The 15,545-nt window shown below is 60.7% G+C and carries 16 protein-coding genes; 7 read left to right on the forward strand and 9 right to left on the reverse strand.

The window, feature by feature from the left end:
• Positions 1-18 precede the first annotated feature (18 nt).
• The 3 genes from hisA (at position 19) to FW800_RS02490 (ending at position 2,358) form a co-directional block, all read left to right on the forward strand.
• Positions 19-756, forward strand: coding sequence for a 1-(5-phosphoribosyl)-5-[(5-phosphoribosylamino)methylideneamino]imidazole-4-carboxamide isomerase (gene hisA, locus FW800_RS02480; protein WP_003171106.1), 738 nt, complete (start codon positions 19-21; stop codon positions 754-756).
• A gap of 9 nt (positions 757-765) precedes the next feature.
• Entirely contained in the window at positions 766-1,536 is a 771-nt protein-coding gene (gene hisF / locus FW800_RS02485) for an imidazole glycerol phosphate synthase subunit HisF (RefSeq protein WP_003171107.1), read from the forward strand.
• 66 nt (positions 1,537-1,602) lie between these two features.
• Positions 1,603-2,358 (forward strand): substrate-binding periplasmic protein, encoded by a 756-nt coding sequence (locus tag FW800_RS02490; RefSeq protein ID WP_446436908.1) that lies wholly within the window; start codon positions 1,603-1,605, stop codon positions 2,356-2,358.
• Positions 2,359-2,502: 144 nt separating this feature from the next.
• Here FW800_RS02490 and FW800_RS02495 read toward each other — a convergent pair whose 3' ends face one another.
• From FW800_RS02495 to gpmI, 4 genes are all read right to left on the reverse strand, one after another.
• Positions 2,503-3,276: a divergent polysaccharide deacetylase family protein gene (locus FW800_RS02495; RefSeq protein ID WP_005783923.1), complete on the reverse strand. Its 774-nt coding sequence runs from the start codon at positions 3,274-3,276 to the stop codon at positions 2,503-2,505.
• A 2-nt stretch (positions 3,277-3,278) separates the two neighbouring features.
• Positions 3,279-4,586: a S41 family peptidase gene (locus tag FW800_RS02500; RefSeq protein ID WP_005783925.1), complete on the reverse strand. Its 1,308-nt coding sequence runs from the start codon at positions 4,584-4,586 to the stop codon at positions 3,279-3,281.
• 30 nt (positions 4,587-4,616) lie between these two features.
• Positions 4,617-5,912 carry a murein hydrolase activator EnvC family protein gene (locus FW800_RS02505; RefSeq protein WP_005783927.1) on the reverse strand — a complete coding sequence of 432 codons (1,296 nt, stop codon included), beginning with the start codon at positions 5,910-5,912 and terminating at the stop codon, positions 4,617-4,619.
• Positions 5,913-6,170: 258 nt separating this feature from the next.
• Positions 6,171-7,697 carry a 2,3-bisphosphoglycerate-independent phosphoglycerate mutase gene (gene gpmI, locus FW800_RS02510; RefSeq protein WP_446436909.1) on the reverse strand — a complete coding sequence of 509 codons (1,527 nt, stop codon included), beginning with the start codon at positions 7,695-7,697 and terminating at the stop codon, positions 6,171-6,173.
• 151 nt (positions 7,698-7,848) lie between these two features.
• Between gpmI and FW800_RS02515 the strand changes: the two genes are divergently transcribed.
• From FW800_RS02515 to secB, 3 genes are read left to right on the forward strand one after another with little or no spacing between them, the layout of a single operon-like run.
• Positions 7,849-8,262, forward strand: coding sequence for a rhodanese-like domain-containing protein (locus FW800_RS02515; RefSeq protein WP_003187796.1), 414 nt, complete (start codon positions 7,849-7,851; stop codon positions 8,260-8,262).
• A 1-nt stretch (position 8,263) separates the two neighbouring features.
• Positions 8,264-8,518 (forward strand): glutaredoxin 3, encoded by a 255-nt coding sequence (gene grxC, locus FW800_RS02520; RefSeq protein WP_032878355.1) that lies wholly within the window; start codon positions 8,264-8,266, stop codon positions 8,516-8,518.
• A 42-nt stretch (positions 8,519-8,560) separates the two neighbouring features.
• Complete coding sequence (secB, locus tag FW800_RS02525) at positions 8,561-9,040, forward strand: protein-export chaperone SecB (RefSeq protein ID WP_005783933.1); 480 nt, start codon at positions 8,561-8,563, stop codon at positions 9,038-9,040.
• A 127-nt stretch (positions 9,041-9,167) separates the two neighbouring features.
• On the opposite strand, the gene FW800_RS02530 is transcribed toward secB, so the two are convergent.
• The gene (locus tag FW800_RS02530) at positions 9,168-9,623 is read right to left on the reverse strand and encodes a tRNA (cytidine(34)-2'-O)-methyltransferase (RefSeq protein WP_446436910.1); all 456 of its coding nucleotides are present in this window, start codon (positions 9,621-9,623) and stop codon (positions 9,168-9,170) included.
• Here FW800_RS02530 and FW800_RS02535 point away from each other — a divergent pair.
• Positions 9,622-10,062: a hypothetical protein gene (locus FW800_RS02535; RefSeq protein ID WP_078820069.1), complete on the forward strand. Its 441-nt coding sequence runs from the start codon at positions 9,622-9,624 to the stop codon at positions 10,060-10,062. The genes FW800_RS02530 and FW800_RS02535 overlap by 2 nt on opposite strands.
• Before the next feature lie 449 nt (positions 10,063-10,511).
• Here FW800_RS02535 and ntrC read toward each other — a convergent pair whose 3' ends face one another.
• The 4 genes from ntrC to glnA all read right to left on the reverse strand — a co-directional run bounded on the left by ntrC (position 10,512) and on the right by glnA (position 15,498).
• Entirely contained in the window at positions 10,512-11,948 is a 1,437-nt protein-coding gene (gene ntrC, locus FW800_RS02540) for a nitrogen regulation protein NR(I) (RefSeq protein ID WP_003187806.1), read from the reverse strand.
• Positions 11,945-13,030: a nitrogen regulation protein NR(II) gene (gene glnL, locus FW800_RS02545; RefSeq protein WP_005783937.1), complete on the reverse strand. Its 1,086-nt coding sequence runs from the start codon at positions 13,028-13,030 to the stop codon at positions 11,945-11,947. Before glnL ends, ntrC begins: the two co-directional genes overlap by 4 nt.
• A 320-nt stretch (positions 13,031-13,350) precedes the next feature.
• Positions 13,351-13,887 (reverse strand): chorismate mutase, encoded by a 537-nt coding sequence (locus FW800_RS02550; protein WP_446436911.1) that lies wholly within the window; start codon positions 13,885-13,887, stop codon positions 13,351-13,353.
• A 204-nt stretch (positions 13,888-14,091) separates the two neighbouring features.
• Positions 14,092-15,498 carry a type I glutamate--ammonia ligase gene (glnA, locus tag FW800_RS02555; protein ID WP_005783941.1) on the reverse strand — a complete coding sequence of 469 codons (1,407 nt, stop codon included), beginning with the start codon at positions 15,496-15,498 and terminating at the stop codon, positions 14,092-14,094.
• Positions 15,499-15,545 lie beyond the last annotated feature (47 nt).

Consider the following 15,545-nt stretch of genomic DNA (forward strand, 5'->3'; position numbering starts at 1 on the left):
TCGAATAAGGTTTGCCAGATGCTGATTATCCCCGCTATCGATCTCAAGGACGGCGCTTGTGTACGCCTGCGCCAGGGCCGCATGGAAGATTCCACGGTGTTCTCCGACGACCCGGTGAGCATGGCCGCCAAATGGGTGGAAGGTGGCTGCCGTCGTTTGCATCTGGTGGACTTGAACGGTGCCTTCGAAGGCCAGCCGGTCAATGGTGAGGTGGTCACCGCGATTGCCAAACGCTACCCGAACCTGCCGATCCAGATCGGCGGCGGCATTCGCTCCCTGGAAACCATCGAGCATTACGTCAAAGCTGGCGTGAGCTACGTGATCATCGGCACCAAGGCCGTGAAAGACCCGGCCTTCGTCGCCGAAGCCTGCCGTGCGTTTCCTGGCAAGGTCATCGTTGGCCTGGATGCCAAAGACGGCTTCGTTGCTACCGACGGCTGGGCTGAGATCAGCACCGTGCAGGTGATCGACCTGGCCAGGCAGTTCGAAGCCGACGGCGTGTCCGCCATTGTTTATACCGATATCGCCAAAGACGGCATGATGCAGGGCTGCAATGTGCCGTTCACCGCAGCCTTGGCAGCGGCCACGAAGATTCCGGTGATCGCTTCCGGCGGCATTCACAACCTGGGCGATATCAAGTCGCTGCTGGACGCCAAGGCGCCTGGCATCATCGGCGCCATCACTGGCCGTGCGATTTACGAAGGCACCCTGGACGTTGCGCAAGCCCAGGCTTACTGCGACGCCTACAACGGCTGAGGACTGACCATGGCGCTGGCCAAACGCATCATCCCTTGCCTGGACGTCGACAACGGTCGGGTGGTCAAGGGCGTCAAGTTCGAGAACATCCGCGATGCCGGCGACCCGGTGGAAATCGCCCGTCGCTACGATGAGCAAGGTGCCGACGAGATTACCTTTCTCGACATTACCGCCAGCGTCGATGGCCGCGACACCACCTTGCATACCGTCGAGCGCATGGCCAGCCAGGTGTTCATCCCGTTGACCGTGGGCGGTGGCGTGCGCACTGTGCAAGACATCCGCAACCTGCTCAATGCCGGCGCGGACAAGGTCTCGATCAACACCGCCGCGGTATTCAACCCCGAGTTCGTCGGCGAAGCCGCGCAACACTTTGGCTCGCAGTGCATCGTGGTCGCCATCGACGCCAAGAAGGTCTCCGGCCCGGGCGAAACCCCGCGCTGGGAGATCTTCACTCACGGCGGGCGCAAACCTACCGGGCTGGACGCGGTGGAGTGGGCGATGAAGATGGAAGGCTTGGGCGCCGGTGAAATCCTGCTGACCAGCATGGACCAGGACGGCATGAAAAACGGCTTCGACCTGGGCGTGACCCGCGCTATCAGCGATGCACTGGGTATCCCGGTGATCGCCTCCGGTGGCGTCGGTAACCTGCAGCATTTGGCCGACGGTGTTATCGAAGGCCATGCCAGCGCAGTGCTGGCGGCGAGTATTTTCCACTTTGGTGAATACACCGTACCTGAGGCCAAGGCCTACATGGCAGCGCGCGGTATCGTCGTTCGCTAAACGCTGCTGGACACCATGGCAGGCTCGCGGCACTCTCTGCGCTTGCCATGGATTCCGGTAGCCTTCATGTTCAAACACCTGCTGCTCGCCCTTGCCAGTACCTCGCTGCTCATGGCTGGTACGGCCCAAGCCGAAGAGCCGTCTGACGCCTCCCTGGTGCTGCTGACGGAAAATTTCCCGCCCTACAACATGGCGAAAAACGGCAAGAACTTCGCCAAGGACGAGAACATCGAAGGCATCGCCGTGGACATTGTGCGCGAAACCTTCCAGCGCGCCGGCATTTCCTACAACCTTACGTTGCGTTTTCCTTGGGAGCGAATCTACAAGCTCGCCCTGGAAAAGCCTGGTTACGGTGTATTTGTGATGGCGCGGCTGCCGGACCGTGAAGCCTTGTTCAAATGGGTCGGCCCCATCGGGCCGGACGATTGGGTATTACTGGCCAAGGCCGACAGCACGATCCAGCTCAACGAGCTTGAGCAAGCCCGCCGCTACAGGATCGGCGCTTACAAGGGCGACGCGATTGCCGAAACCTTGGGAAAACAGGGGCTCAATCCGGTTGTCGCTCTGCGCGATCAGGACAATGCGCAAAAGCTCATGGACGGCCAGATCGACCTGTGGGCCACCGGCGATCCCGCCGGGCGTTACCTGGCGCGCCAGGTTGGTGTGAACGGGCTAAAGACGGTGTTGCGGTTCAACAGTGCGCAGCTTTATTTGGCGTTGAACAGGGAAGTGCCTGATGAGGTGGTCGCCAAGCTCCAGGCTGCGCTGGATGAGTTACGCAAGAGCGGTCGTGTAGACGAAATCATGGCGCGTTACCTCTGAAGTTGGCAGTTGCGCAGAATAAACGCGGTCAAAATGTGGGAGGGGGCTTGCCCCGATAGCAGTAGATCAGCCAATACATTTTCAGCTGACACACCGCCATCGGGGGCAAGCCCCCCTCCCACATTGGATCTTCGCTGCCTTCATTTAGCGGTAAATGCCGTTTTTGCCGTGGGCACTCATGGCCCGATTACTGCGCACGCTGATCATCAGCTTGATATCGATCCAGTCGATACCCTGGGCCTTGAGCTTGGGCAGCTCGCGCTCCAGCACCGCCAGGGTCTGTGGGTAAGGGTGCCCGATCATCACCGCCGAACCCTGCTTATGCGCCAGCTTGATTGCGGTTTGCAGTTGGGTGGTAATTGCTGCCTCGGTGCGTTCGTCATCGAGGAACACATCCCGCGAAACATGCGCCAAGCCGATCTTCTGAGCCTCGGCGGCTGCGACGGTCTGCGCGCTGGTGCGGCTGTCCACGAAGAACTTGTGGCGTCGTTGCAGCTCGGCCATCAACCACGCCATCGCCTGCGGCTGCGCGGTCATGCGGCTGCCCATGTGGTTGTTGATGCCGGCGGTATAGGGCACAGCCTGGAACGCGGCGTCCAGGCGCTTGCCGAGTTCTTCCACCGGTAGCTCGGGGTGCCAGGCGAAGGGGCCGGTGGCCGGGTCCATGGGCATGTGCAGGATCACGATCTTGCCGGCCTTGTGCGCCTCGCGGGCGAATTCGGCGGCATGGGGCGTGTCGGGCATGATCGCGGCGGTCACCGGGCCGGGCAGCGCAAGTACACGGCGATCGCGCGGCAGGTTTTGCCCCAGGTCGTCGATGATGAGGGTCAAGTAGGCTTTGTGGGGTTCGCCGGCAGGGGCCGCGTGAGCGACCCCTGCCAGGCTGCACAGCACAGCGATGATCAGGGCAAAACGCATGATCAACGGCTGCGCGTGATGCTCAGGCCCTTGAGCAGGCTCAGTGCCTGGGCCAGTTGGTAGTCATCGTCCTGCGGCATCGGCTTGGCCTTGGCGCCACTGCCGGTAGGCTGGTCGGCGCCGCCGTTGCCATTGCCCAGGTGACCCTGCAGGTCGGCCTCCTTGTAGTACTCGCCGTCGATCTCGTTGGTGATCTTGGCCCTGCGCACTTCGATGTCCGGCACGATGCCTTGGGCCTGGATCGAGCGGCCGTTCGGTGTGTAATACAGCGCTGTGGTGATTTTCAATGCGCGTTCGTTGTTCAACGGCAACACCGTCTGCACCGAACCTTTGCCAAAACTGGTGGTGCCCATCAGCACGCCGCGCTTGAGGTCTTGCAGCGCGCCGGCGACGATTTCCGACGCTGAGGCACTGCCGCCGTTGATCAGCACCGCCAGTGGCACGTTTTCGCTCAGGTCGTTGCCGGTGGCCGAGAAGCGCAGTTCGGAATTGGCGATACGGCCTTTGGTATAAACGATCAGGCCCTTGGTGACAAAGTGGTCGACCACCTCAACTGCCGACTGCAACACGCCGCCGGGGTTGTTGCGCAGGTCGAGCACGATGCCGTTGAGTTTCTTGCCATTGTCTTTGCGCAGCTTGGCCAGGGCCTTGGCCACTTCGTCGCCGGTCTTGACCTGGAACTGGGTGATACGGATGTAGCCGTAACCCGACTCCAGCAACTGGCTCTTCACGCTCTTGACCGTGATGGTCGCGCGGGCCAGGGTCACGTCAAACGGGTTGCCGCCGTCGCGTACCAGGGTCAGGGTGATTTTCTGGCCGAGCTTGCCGCGCATCTTGTCGACGGCCTCGGTCATGCTCTGGCCACGGGTCGGCTGGCCGTTGATCTTCACGATCAGGTCGCCGGCCTGGATACCGGCCTTGGACGCAGGGGTATCGTCGATGGGCGAGACCACTTTGATCTGGCCGTCTTCGGAGCCCACTTCGATGCCCAGGCCACCGAACTCGCCGCTGGTGCTTTCCTGCAGCTCGGCGAAATCTTCAGGGCCCAGATAGGCGGAGTGCGGGTCGAGGTTGCTGAGCATGCCCTTGATGGCATTTTCCAGCAGGGCCTTGTCGTCTACGGGTTCGACATACGCTGCCTTGATCCGGTCCATGACCTCGGCAAAGGTGCGCAGCTCATCCAGCGGCAACGGCGCCTTGGTGGTCGCGGCCATTGCAGCGGGTGCAGCCTGGTCGGCAAAAGCCAGAGGCGCGCCGATCACCAGGGCGATCGTCAGGGCCAGCGAAGTGAGGCGGGACAAATGCAGCATGTCGAACGAACTCCTAATGTAGATGCAGCCCTATCCTTGGGAACGGCACCATTGTGCGGGATCGCTCGGGCGACCCTGCTGACGAATAGCGAAGTACAGCGCCGGGGTGTCCTGGCCGCCACTGTTACCGACAGTGGAGATGGATTCACCGGCTTTTACAACATCACCTGCCGACTTGAGTAATGTCTGATTGTGGCCGTAAAGGCTCAAATAGCCATTTCCATGGTCGAGAATCACCAGCAAACCGGCGCCCCGCAGCCAATCGGCAAACACCACGCGCCCACCGTGAACGGCATGGACCTGGCTGCCGGCTGAGGCGCTGATCATCACCCCATCCCACTTGGCGCGGGTGTCATCGCCACGGGTTTCCCCAAAGCGTGCCAATAGTCGACCATCAACCGGCCATGGAAGTTTGCCCCGTGCCGAAGCAAAAGGGCCGCCGAACGACTCGCCGCTGCTGGAAACCAGCGGGCCGGGGCTGGCGCGCGCGGGTTTGCGCGGTGCTGGCGCGTCGCTGGTGGCAGCCAGTTCGGCCTCACGCTGGCGCTTTTTTTCCGCTTCCTGCTGGGCGATCAGCGCTTTTTGCCGCGCTTCTTCGGCCTCGCGTGCCTGGCGGGCCAGGGTTTCTTCGATGGTCTTGAGCACTTTGGCCAGGTCGGCCTGGTCCTGCTCGCGGGCCTGGAGCTTGGCGTCGCGGGCTTTTACATCGCTGTTGAGCTTGGCCAGGGCCTGCTGGCGCTCCTTGCGCACCTTGTCCAACTGGTCGCGCTGAACGTCGAGGGCGCTTTTCTGGTCGAGCAGTTGCGATTGCTGGTCGGCAATTTCCTGCTCGACATTGGCCAATTGGCGCAGGGTTTCATTGAAACCCTTCAATTGCGCCAGGCGCGCCTGGCTCAGGTAATCGTAATAGGTGAGGGTGCGGGCGAATTTTTCCGGGTTCTGCTGGTTGAGCAGCAGCTTGAGGTATTCCTGGCGACCGCTCTGGTAGGCGGCACGGGCCTGGATCGCGATCAGGCGTTGCTGTTCAACGCGTGCGCTCTGGAGTTTTTTTTTCTCAGCGTCGAGTCGCTCCAGTTCCGACTCGCTCTTCTTTAATTCTTTTTGCAACTCCTGGACCTGCTTCTCGAGCTTGCCCATTTCGGTTTCCGTGCCGCGCAGGTCTTTCTGCACGCCGGATTTTTCTTCCTGGAGCTTGCCGAGCAGCTTTTTCAGCTCGGTAATGTCCTGACGCGTAGCGTCCAACTGTTGTTGGGTTTGTGCGCGCTCATCGGCAAACGCCGGTTGGAGCAGGCAGACAAGAGCAAGGGTTATCAAGGCGCGAAGCATAGAGGCGGGCGACACCAGGGGAAAAGGACGGCCTAGTATGCCCGCCAAGCGCTGCAAAAAAAACGCCCAATTGGGGAGTTACGGCAAGATAGGTGCCGAGTGGCGGTGGTATGGCAAAAAGACATCTATCAAACACCACAAAACCAATGTGGGAGCGGGCTTGCCCGCGATTGCGGTGGGTCAGCGACATAGATGTCGACTGATTAGCCGCTATCGCGGGCAAGCCCGCTCCCACACTGTTTTGTGGCGTACTTTGGATCAGACCAGGATCGAGGTCCCGGTCATCTCCTTCGGTTGCTCCAGCCCCATCAGTTTCAGCATGGTCGGCGCCACATCCGCCAGCACGCCACCTTCACGCACTTTCAGGTCACGTTTGCCGACATAGATGAACGGCACCGGCTCGGTGGTGTGGGCGGTGTGTGCCTGGCCGGTGGATTCGTCGGACATCTGCTCGCAGTTGCCATGGTCTGCGGTGATCAGCGCTTCGCCGCCGACTTTTTCCAGGGCGTCGACAATGCGGCCAACGCACAGGTCCAGGCATTCAACGGCCTTGACCGCCGCTTCCAGGTTACCGCTATGGCCGACCATGTCGCCGTTGGCGTAGTTGACGACGATCACGTCGTAACGCTGGTTATCAATGGCATCGACGATTTTGTCGGTCACTTCCGGCGCACTCATTTCCGGCTGCAGGTCGTAGGTGGCGACTTTTGGTGACGGGATCAGGATGCGCTCTTCGCCCGGGAACGGTTCTTCACGGCCACCGGAGAAGAAGAATGTCACGTGGGCGTACTTCTCGGTCTCGGCGATGCGCAGCTGGGTCTTGCCGTTTTTCGCCAGGTAATCACCCAGCACGTTTTCCAGGCTGCCCGGGGCGAACGCCGACGGGGCCGGGATGTTGGCGGCGTACTGGGTGAGCATGACGAACTCGACTTTCGGCTGGCGTGCGCGCTCGAAGTCCTTGAAACCTTCATCGACGAACACATGGCTCAGCTCGCGGGCACGGTCGGCGCGGAAGTTCATGAATACTACGGCGTCGCCGTCTTCGACCTTCACCGGCTCGCCGATGGTGGTGGCCTTGACGAACTCATCGCTCTCGCCACGGGCGTAGGCCGCTTCCAGGCCTTCCTGGGCCGTGGCGGCATTGAATTCGGCCTGGCCGTCGACGATCAGGTTGTAGGCCTGGGACACGCGGTCCCAGCGGTTGTCGCGGTCCATGGCGAAGTAACGGCCCACCAGGCTGGCGATGCGGCCCTTGCCGAGGGCGGCGAAGGTGGTGTCGAGCAGTTCGATGGACGATTGCGCGCTTTTCGGCGGGGTGTCGCGACCGTCGAGGAAGGCGTGCAGGTAGATCTTGTCGGCGCCGCGCTTGAAGGCCAGTTCGGCCATTGCCACCAGATGGTCCTGATGGCTGTGTACGCCGCCGTCCGACAGCAGGCCCATGAAATGCACGGCCTTGCCGGCGGCCACGGCTTTATCCACCGCAGCGCAGATGGTCGGGTTCTCGAAGAACTCGCCATCGCGGATCGCTTTGGTGACACGGGTGAAGTCCTGATATACCACTCGTCCGGCGCCAAGGTTCATGTGGCCGACTTCCGAGTTGCCCATCTGGCCGTCCGGCAGGCCCACGTCCATGCCGGAACCGGAGATCAATCCGTTGGGGACGGTAGCGCTCAGGCGGTCCAGCACGGGCTTGTTGGCCGAGTACACGGCGTTGTCGTGGTGGCTTTCACTGTGTCCGAAGCCATCGAGAATTATCAGGACCAAAGGTTTAGGCGTGGTAGTCATAGATCCTCTCGCGGCGGTAATAAAGGAAGACAATGGAAAAGGGAGTGGCAGTTTAAAGCGAAGTTCCGAGCGCGTCACCGCTTTACGGGGGTTGGCCCTCCTTGGCGGCTGTGTATACTTACCGCCATTTTAACGCCCTGGAACCTCCTTGATGGTTGATCACCTGATTGCATTTGCCACTGCCCACTACCTGCTCGTGGGTGCCTTCGTCATCCTGCTGGCGTTGCTGATCGCACATGAACTGAGCCGCGGTGGTCGCAGCCTGAGCACGTCGGAGCTGACCGCGCTGGTCAACAAGGATGAGGCCGTTGTCGTCGATATTCGCCCGGCCAAGGATTATGCCGCCGGCCATATCGTTGGTGCCCTTAACATCCCGCAGGATAAGCTGATTGCACGCTTGGCCGAGCTGGAAAAATACAAGGCCAAGACCATCATTCTGGTCGACGCCCAAGGCCAGCACTCCGGCACCCACGCCCGCGAGATGCTCAAGACCGGCTTCACCGCCGCCAAGCTGTCAGGTGGTATCAGCAGCTGGCGTGGCGATAACCTGCCGTTGGTGAAGTGATATGAGCCAGGTTGTCGTGTATTCCAGCGATTATTGCCCTTATTGCATCCGAGCCAAGCAGTTGCTCCAAAGCAAGAAGGTGGCCTTCGAAGAGATCAAGGTCGATGGCAAGCCCCAGGTGCGCGCCGAAATGGCCCAGAAGGCCGGCCGCACGTCGGTCCCGCAGATCTGGATCGGCACCCGGCATATCGGTGGTTGCGATGACCTGTTCGCTCTGGAGCGCGCCGGTAAACTTGATGCGCTGCTGTCCGTCTGACTGCTAACCCCTTAAGAACCCCAAGATAAAGAAGGATCTGCGATGACTGATCAACAGAACACCGAAGCAGCGCAAGACCAAGGCCCACAGTTTTCGCTGCAGCGCATCTACGTGCGTGACCTGTCGTTCGAAGCGCCGAAAAGCCCGGCGATCTTCCGTCAGGAATGGACCCCAAGCGTTGCGCTGGACCTGAACACCCGTCAGAAAGCCCTGGAAGGCGACTTCCACGAAGTGGTGCTGACTCTGTCGGTCACCGTCAAGAACGGCGAAGAAGTGGCTTTCATCGCTGAAGTGCAACAGGCCGGCATCTTCCTGATCCAGGGCCTGGACGAAGCGTCCATGAGTCACACCCTAGGCGCGTTCTGCCCGAACATCCTGTTCCCGTACGCCCGTGAGACCCTGGACAGCCTGGTCACCCGTGGCTCGTTCCCGGCGCTGATGCTGGCTCCGGTGAACTTCGATGCCCTGTACGCCCAAGAGCTGCAGCGCATGCAACAGGAAGGCGCGCCGACGGTTCAGTAATCTCGAACCCGACGCAGCACTCAATGTGGGAGGGGGCTTGCTCCCGATAGCGGTGGAACAGTCACTTAGATGTCGACTGACACTCCGCCATCGGGAGCAAGCCCCCTCCCACATTTGTTATGCGGTGTTATTTAAAGCCAAGCTGGCGCCAGCCTTCATAGACGGCGACGGCTACGGTGTTGGACAGGTTCAGGCTGCGGCAGCCCTCACGCATCGGCAAACGCAGGCGATGGCCATCGGGCAGGGCGTCGAGCACCTCGGCCGGCAGGCCACGGCTTTCCGGGCCGAACAGGAAGGCATCGCCCTCGGCAAAGCTGGCATCGTGAAATGGTCGCGAACCCTTGGTGGTGAATGCGAATAAACGCGGATGGCCCAGGGTTTCCAGGCAACTGGCCAGGTCGGCGTGACGCTTGAGGGTGGCGTGCTCGTGGTAGTCCAGCCCGGCGCGGCGCAGGCGCTTGTCGTCCATGTCGAAGCCCAGCGGCTCGATCAAATGCAGGTGGCAGCCACTGTTGGCGCACAGCCTGATAACGTTGCCGGTATTCGGCGGAATTTCTGGTTGAAAAAGGATGACGTGAAACATGCACGGCTCCGAAGGCAAAGATGCGCTGCATTCTACCCCTGAAGAAGACCCGAGGCCGAAGCTATTGCCGAGGGTTTTGGGCTCGTTGGCGATTGTCGGCTTGATGGTGGGTTTGATGATCGGTCGCCTGACCACGCCAGACCCAGTCCAGTTACTGGAGGTGGTGCCTGCTGTCGACGGTGTAGCGGTGTGGTTCAACCGTGAGCCCAAGCTGCACGGTGAGCATATCGACGGCACCGTGGCGCTGCTGTTTGACGCCCAGGGCAAGGCGGCCAGCGGGCAGCTCAAGGTCAATGACAAGGACGTGAACTGGCGTGTGCGCAAGACCGATGGTGGTTTGCTGCTGAACCTGGTGGCGGCGCGACCGTTGCGTGGGGAGTGGAAAGGCGAGCAGGTCGATGACCGCTGGCGGCTGGAGGTCCATCTCCAGGAGCAATAAAAGAGGGAGTTCCCGGCCTGCCTGTACCAGGGCTCCCAAAACGGAGTGAAGCCTAAGGCTTCGGTGTTAAAGAGGGGATTCTCGGCCTGCCTGTACCAAGGTCCCCGAAACTGGGTTGTACGAGGGTTATTGCAGGGCGCGTGCCAGAGTTTGCAATTTCACCCATAAAATTTTTCCAAAAAGCGCAAAGCCCCGTAATCCGGGGCTTTGGTGGTTTCAGCTTGCGAGAGTTGTCCCGCGATAACGGTCTTCCACGTATCCAGCCCGTGCCCGATGCCGGTTCATGGTGCATTGAAGCGGTGCACAGTCGTGGAATTGCAGAGATCCAAATGTGGGAGGGGGCTTGCTCCCGATAGCGGTGGGTCAGACACAGATGTGGTGACTGAACTACTGCTATCGGGAGCAAGCCCCCTCCCACATTAGACTTTCAGTGGAACTGGGAGGTGTGATCAGGCCTCATCACCCTCATCATCATCCCCACCATCCACCTTCATCCCCAACTCCTTGATCTTGCGCGTCAGGGTATTGCGCCCCCAACCCAGTAGCACGGCCGCATCGCGACGGCGGCCGGCGGTATGCTTCAACGCGGTCTCAATCATGATCCGCTCGAATGCCGGCACGGCGCTGTCCAGCAGGTTCGACTGGCCGCGCGCCAACGCCTGGTCGGCCCATTGGCGCAGCGCTTGTTCCCAGTTGGTTACCGGTGCCGAATCCTGCGGCAGGCTCAGCAGCTCAGGCGGCAGGTCGCTGATATGCACTTCACGCCCGGAGGCCATTACGGTGATCCAGCGGCACGTGTTCTCCAGCTGGCGCACGTTGCCGGGCCACGGCAGGTTCTTGAGGTATTCCTCGGTCTCGCTTTTGAGCAGCTTGGGCTCCACCGCCAGCTCCAGGGCGGCGCGGCTGAGGAAGTGGCGGGCGAGGGTGGGGATATCTTCGCGGCGGTCCGACATGCGCGGGATATGGATGCGGATCACATTGAGGCGGTGGAACAAGTCCTCACGGAACTTGCCCGCGTGTACCAGGGTTTCGAGGTTCTGGTGGGTGGCCGCAATGATGCGCACATCAACCTTGACCGGTGTGTGCCCGCCGACACGATAGAACTCACCGTCTGCCAACACCCGTAACAAGCGGGTCTGGGTATCGGCCGGCATGTCGCCGATCTCATCGAGAAACAGCGTGCCGCCGTCGGCCTGTTCAAAGCGCCCGCGCCGCAGGTTGGCCGCGCCGGTAAACGCGCCTTTCTCATGGCCGAACAGCTCGGACTCCATCAGGTCCTTGGGGATCGCCGCCATGTTCAGCGCGATAAACGGAGAGGCCGCACGCGGGCTGTGGCGGTGCAGAGCATGGGCCACCAGCTCTTTACCGGTGCCCGACTCGCCATTGATCAGCACAGTGATGTTGGAGTGGCTCAAGCGCCCGATGGCGCGAAACACTTCCTGCATCGCTGGCGCTTCACCGATGATTTCCGGGGTGCGGGTCAGGGTTGGCGGGGCTTCCTGGTTCTGTTGTTCCTGGGCGTGCTGGTTGGCGCGCTTGACCAGCGCCACCGCCTCATCCACGTCGAATGGCTTGGGCAGGTATTCAAAGGCGCCGCCCTGGTAGGACGCGACAGCGCTGTCCAGGTCCGAGTGCGCAGTCATGATGATCACCGGCAAGCGCGGGTGCTGCTCGCGGATGCGCGCCAGCAAGTCCAGGCCGCTTGCGCCGGGCATACGAATGTCGGAGATGATCACGTCCGGCTGCTGGCGTGCCAGGCGGCTCATCACCCCGTCGGCGCTGTCGAAGCTTTGGGTGGTCATGCCTTCCTGTTGCAAGGCTTTTTCCAGGACCCAACGGATAGAACGGTCGTCATCGACGATCCAGACAGTTTCACTACGGCTCATGTCGTGGGGGCTCCTTGTTCCAATGGCAGGAAGATCGAGAACGTGGTGTGGCCGGGATGGCTCTCACATTCGATCAGGCCCTGGTGCTGGCTGATGATGTTCTGGGTAATGGCCAGGCCCAGCCCGGTACCGTCCGGGCGGCCACTGACCATGGGGAAGAAGATGGTTTCCTGCAGTTCGGCGGGAATGCCGGGGCCGTTGTCGATGATCTCGACCTTGGTCACCAGGCGATGGCGCACATGGCCGATGGTGAACTGGCGCAGGGCGCGGGTGCGCAAACTGATGCGGCCCAGGCGCAGCTCGTTTTGGCTGCTGATGGCCTGCATGGCGTTGCGCACGATATTGAGCACCGCCTGGATCATCTGCTCGCGGTCGATCAATACATCAGGAATGCTTGGGTCATAGTCGCGTACCAAGGTGATACAGCCCTGGCTTTCGGCCTCGACCAGTTGGCAGACGCGCTCCAGCACCTCATGCACGTTGGTCATCGCCAATGACGGCAACTTGTTGGAGCCGAGCATCCGGTCCACCAGGTTACGCAGGCGGTCGGCTTCTTCGATGATGACGTTGGTGTAGTCCTTGAGATGCTCCTCGGGCAGCTCGCGGGCCAGCAGCTGCGCGGCGCCGCGAATCCCGCCGAGCGGGTTCTTGATTTCGTGAGCCAGGCCGCGCACCAGCATCTTGCTGGTTTCCTGCTTGGACAGCTGCGCCTCTTCCTTGGTGATGCGCAGCAGGCGGTCGCGGGGGTGTACTTCGAGCAATAGCAGCGTGGCGCCATTGCTCAGAATGGGGGTTACGGCGTAATCGACCGTCAGTGTCTGGCCGGTGAGGGCGGTGAGCATCGCTTCGCGCTTGGTGAACGGATGTGCCTGCTCCACGGCCTGGCGCAACGAGCTCAAGGCTTCGGCCGACTCGGTGAACAGCTCGCTGATGAACTGCCCATGGCTGCGCTGGCCGCTGATGGCCAGGAGCATCTCCGCCGCCGGGTTCATGTACTCAAGGCGCAGATCGGCATTGAGCAGGATGGTCGCGGTGGTCAGGTTGTCGAGTAACAAACGGTGCAGTGCATCGCTGATGGTCATCGGGACCTCTTTTGGAGCAAGGCGCAGGCTTGAGGCACACGCTGATACAAGGAAAATGCAAAAACCAAACCAAGGCTCCGAAAAGAAGCGTTAAAGCCCTGAAATAGGGGTTTGTGGCGCGAAACTGTGGCGTTCTGCCAGCTTTGTCGGGAAGATTCGAACCAAAATGGGCTGTGGCTGGAGTAAGGGTGCAACCTATCGCACCAATATAGTGCGGTTTTGTGAAGGTTGTTCAGGAAGCTGCCAGAGATGGCCCTGAATGCATACAGTCCAAATGTGGGAGGGGGCTTGCTCCCACATTTTTACCGGGTTTGCAGTCATTAACCTATGTAGATGCAGAGTTCGGCGGTGGCGCGGATCATTGCCAGTTGGCGCAGCGGATCATTCAGCGGCTCATGCACGGCGGTGGCCAGCCATTGGGGGCACTGTGGATCGGCACGGTGCGGAATGAAGTCGGCCAGTTGTTGCAGCAGGCGTTTTTGCAGCTCATCCAGCTGCGGGCGAATCTGCTTGATCAGGTCCGGCCGCGGCTCGTCTGGGGCTTTGCCCTGGAACTGCCAGTCGGACAGGTGGGTGTATTGCACCAGTTTGTTCGCTTCGATCTGCGCGGCGAAGAACTGCTCGGCAGCGGCCGGGTCCAGCTTGTAGCTCGGCGCCTGGGCAGTGACGCTGGCGATCACCTCTTGCTCGCGCTTCTTGTCCTCCACGGGCTTGTGGCTGTCCCATTTACTCAGCGCCACCTGGTCGGCAATCTCCAGGCGTTCGGCGATGCTGTTGAGCAGTGGCTCCAAGGTAGGTGGGGCGGCGTAAACACCGGCGCTGACGAACAGCAGGGCGAACACGAATTTATGTTTCAACACAGATCTCCTTGTGGGAGGGGGCTTGCTCCCGATAGTGGTGTGTCAGTAACACATATACTGCCTGACACTCTGCCATCGGGAGCAAGCCCCCTCCCACCTTTGATTGGGTTTGCAGATGGGGAGCCGGGTAATCCCCGGGCAAAAAAAAGACCTCCCTAGGGAGGTCTTTTTCATCACGCCACGTTAAGCAACGCTACCGGATCAGCAGCTGTAGTACAGCTCGTATTCCAGTGGGTGTACGAAGGTGCGCACCTTGATTTCTTCTTCGCTTTTCAGGGCGATGTAAGCGTCGATGAAGTCGTCGCTGAACACGCCGCCTTTGGTCAGGAACGCACGGCCCTTGTCCAGCTCTTCCAGGGCTTCTTTCAGGCTGCCGCACACTTGTGGGATCTCTTTGGCCTCTTCAGGCGGCAGGTCGTACAAGTTCTTGTCGGCGGCGTCGCCAGGGTGGATCTTGTTCTGGATACCGTCCAGGCCGGCCATGACCAGTGCAGCGAAGGCCAGGTATGGGTTGGCTGCCGGGTCCGGGAAGCGAGCTTCGATACGGCGAGCGCGCGGGCTGGACACGTAAGGAATACGGATCGAGGCAGAGCGGTTACGCGCCGAGTAGGCCAGCATTACCGGAGCTTCGAAACCTGGGACCAGACGCTTGTAGGAGTTGGTCGACGGGTTGGTGAAGCCGTTCAGGGCCTTACCGTGCTTGATGATGCCGCCGATGAAGTACAGGGCTGTGTCGGACAGGCCGGCATAACCTTCACCTGCGAAGGTGTTCTTGCCTTCTTTGGCGATGGACAGGTGAACGTGCATACCCGAACCGTTATCGCCGTACAGAGGCTTGGGCATGAAGGTAGCGGTACGGCCGTAAGCGACGGCAGTGTTGTGTACGCAGTACTTCAGGGTCTGAACTTCGTCAGCCTTGGCCACCAGGGTGTTGAACTTCACACCGATTTCGTTCTGGCCGGCAGTCGCCACTTCGTGGTGATGCACTTCGATGACCAGGCCCATGTCTTCCATGGCGTTGCACATGGAGGTACGGATTTCGTGGTCGTGGTCGAACGGTGGAACCGGGAAGTAGCCGCCTTTGATGCCTGGACGGTGGCCATGGTTGCCGCCTTCCACGTCCTGGTCGGACATCCACGAACCTTGTTCGGAGTAGATCTTGAACATGGAGCCGGAGATGTCGGACTTGAACTTCACCTGGTCGAAGATGAAGAACTCTGGCTCCGGGCCCACGAATACAGTGTCACCAATACCGGTGGACTTCAGGTATTCCTCGGCACGCTTGGCGATCGCACGTGGGTCGCGGTCGTAGCCTTGCATGGTCGACGGCTCGATCACGTCGCAGACCAGGATCAGGGTCGGCTCTTCGGTGAACGGGTCCAGCACGGCAGTGCTGTCGTCCGGCATCAGGATCATGTCGGAAGCTTCAATGCCTTTCCAGCCGGCGATGGAGGAGCCGTCGAACATTTTGCCTTCTTCGAAGAAAGCATCATCCAGCGCGTCGCGAGCCGGCATGGTCACGTGGTGCTGAGTGCCTTTTGTGTCCGTGAAGCGCAGATCAATCCATTTAACGTCATGATCTTTGATGAGTTGAACCGACTTCGACATGGTGTCCTCCGGGTGGCTTCGGGCTTGGGTAGTGGAGTTAGCCCTTA

The organism is Pseudomonas sp. 910_23, from assembly GCF_052850795.1.

Excerpts from the sequence above, each read along its gene's own strand:
- hisA (WP_003171106.1), top strand. The coding sequence starts at position 19 with ATGCTGATTATCCCCGCTATCGATCTCAAGGACGGCGCTTGTGTACGC.
- hisF (WP_003171107.1), top strand. The coding sequence starts at position 766 with ATGGCGCTGGCCAAACGCATCATCCCTTGCCTGGACGTCGACAACGGT.
- FW800_RS02490 (WP_446436908.1), top strand. The coding sequence starts at position 1,603 with ATGTTCAAACACCTGCTGCTCGCCCTTGCCAGTACCTCGCTGCTCATG.
- FW800_RS02495 (WP_005783923.1), bottom strand. The coding sequence starts at position 3,276 with ATGCGTTTTGCCCTGATCATCGCTGTGCTGTGCAGCCTGGCAGGGGTC.
- FW800_RS02500 (WP_005783925.1), bottom strand. The coding sequence starts at position 4,586 with ATGCTGCATTTGTCCCGCCTCACTTCGCTGGCCCTGACGATCGCCCTG.
- FW800_RS02505 (WP_005783927.1), bottom strand. The coding sequence starts at position 5,912 with ATGCTTCGCGCCTTGATAACCCTTGCTCTTGTCTGCCTGCTCCAACCG.
- gpmI (WP_446436909.1), bottom strand. The coding sequence starts at position 7,697 with ATGACTACCACGCCTAAACCTTTGGTCCTGATAATTCTCGATGGCTTC.
- FW800_RS02515 (WP_003187796.1), top strand. The coding sequence starts at position 7,849 with ATGGTTGATCACCTGATTGCATTTGCCACTGCCCACTACCTGCTCGTG.
- grxC (WP_032878355.1), top strand. The coding sequence starts at position 8,264 with ATGAGCCAGGTTGTCGTGTATTCCAGCGATTATTGCCCTTATTGCATC.
- secB (WP_005783933.1), top strand. The coding sequence starts at position 8,561 with ATGACTGATCAACAGAACACCGAAGCAGCGCAAGACCAAGGCCCACAG.
- FW800_RS02535 (WP_078820069.1), top strand. The coding sequence starts at position 9,622 with ATGCACGGCTCCGAAGGCAAAGATGCGCTGCATTCTACCCCTGAAGAA.
- FW800_RS02530 (WP_446436910.1), bottom strand. The coding sequence starts at position 9,623 with ATGTTTCACGTCATCCTTTTTCAACCAGAAATTCCGCCGAATACCGGC.
- ntrC (WP_003187806.1), bottom strand. The coding sequence starts at position 11,948 with ATGAGCCGTAGTGAAACTGTCTGGATCGTCGATGACGACCGTTCTATC.
- glnL (WP_005783937.1), bottom strand. The coding sequence starts at position 13,030 with ATGACCATCAGCGATGCACTGCACCGTTTGTTACTCGACAACCTGACC.
- glnA (WP_005783941.1), bottom strand. The coding sequence starts at position 15,498 with ATGTCGAAGTCGGTTCAACTCATCAAAGATCATGACGTTAAATGGATT.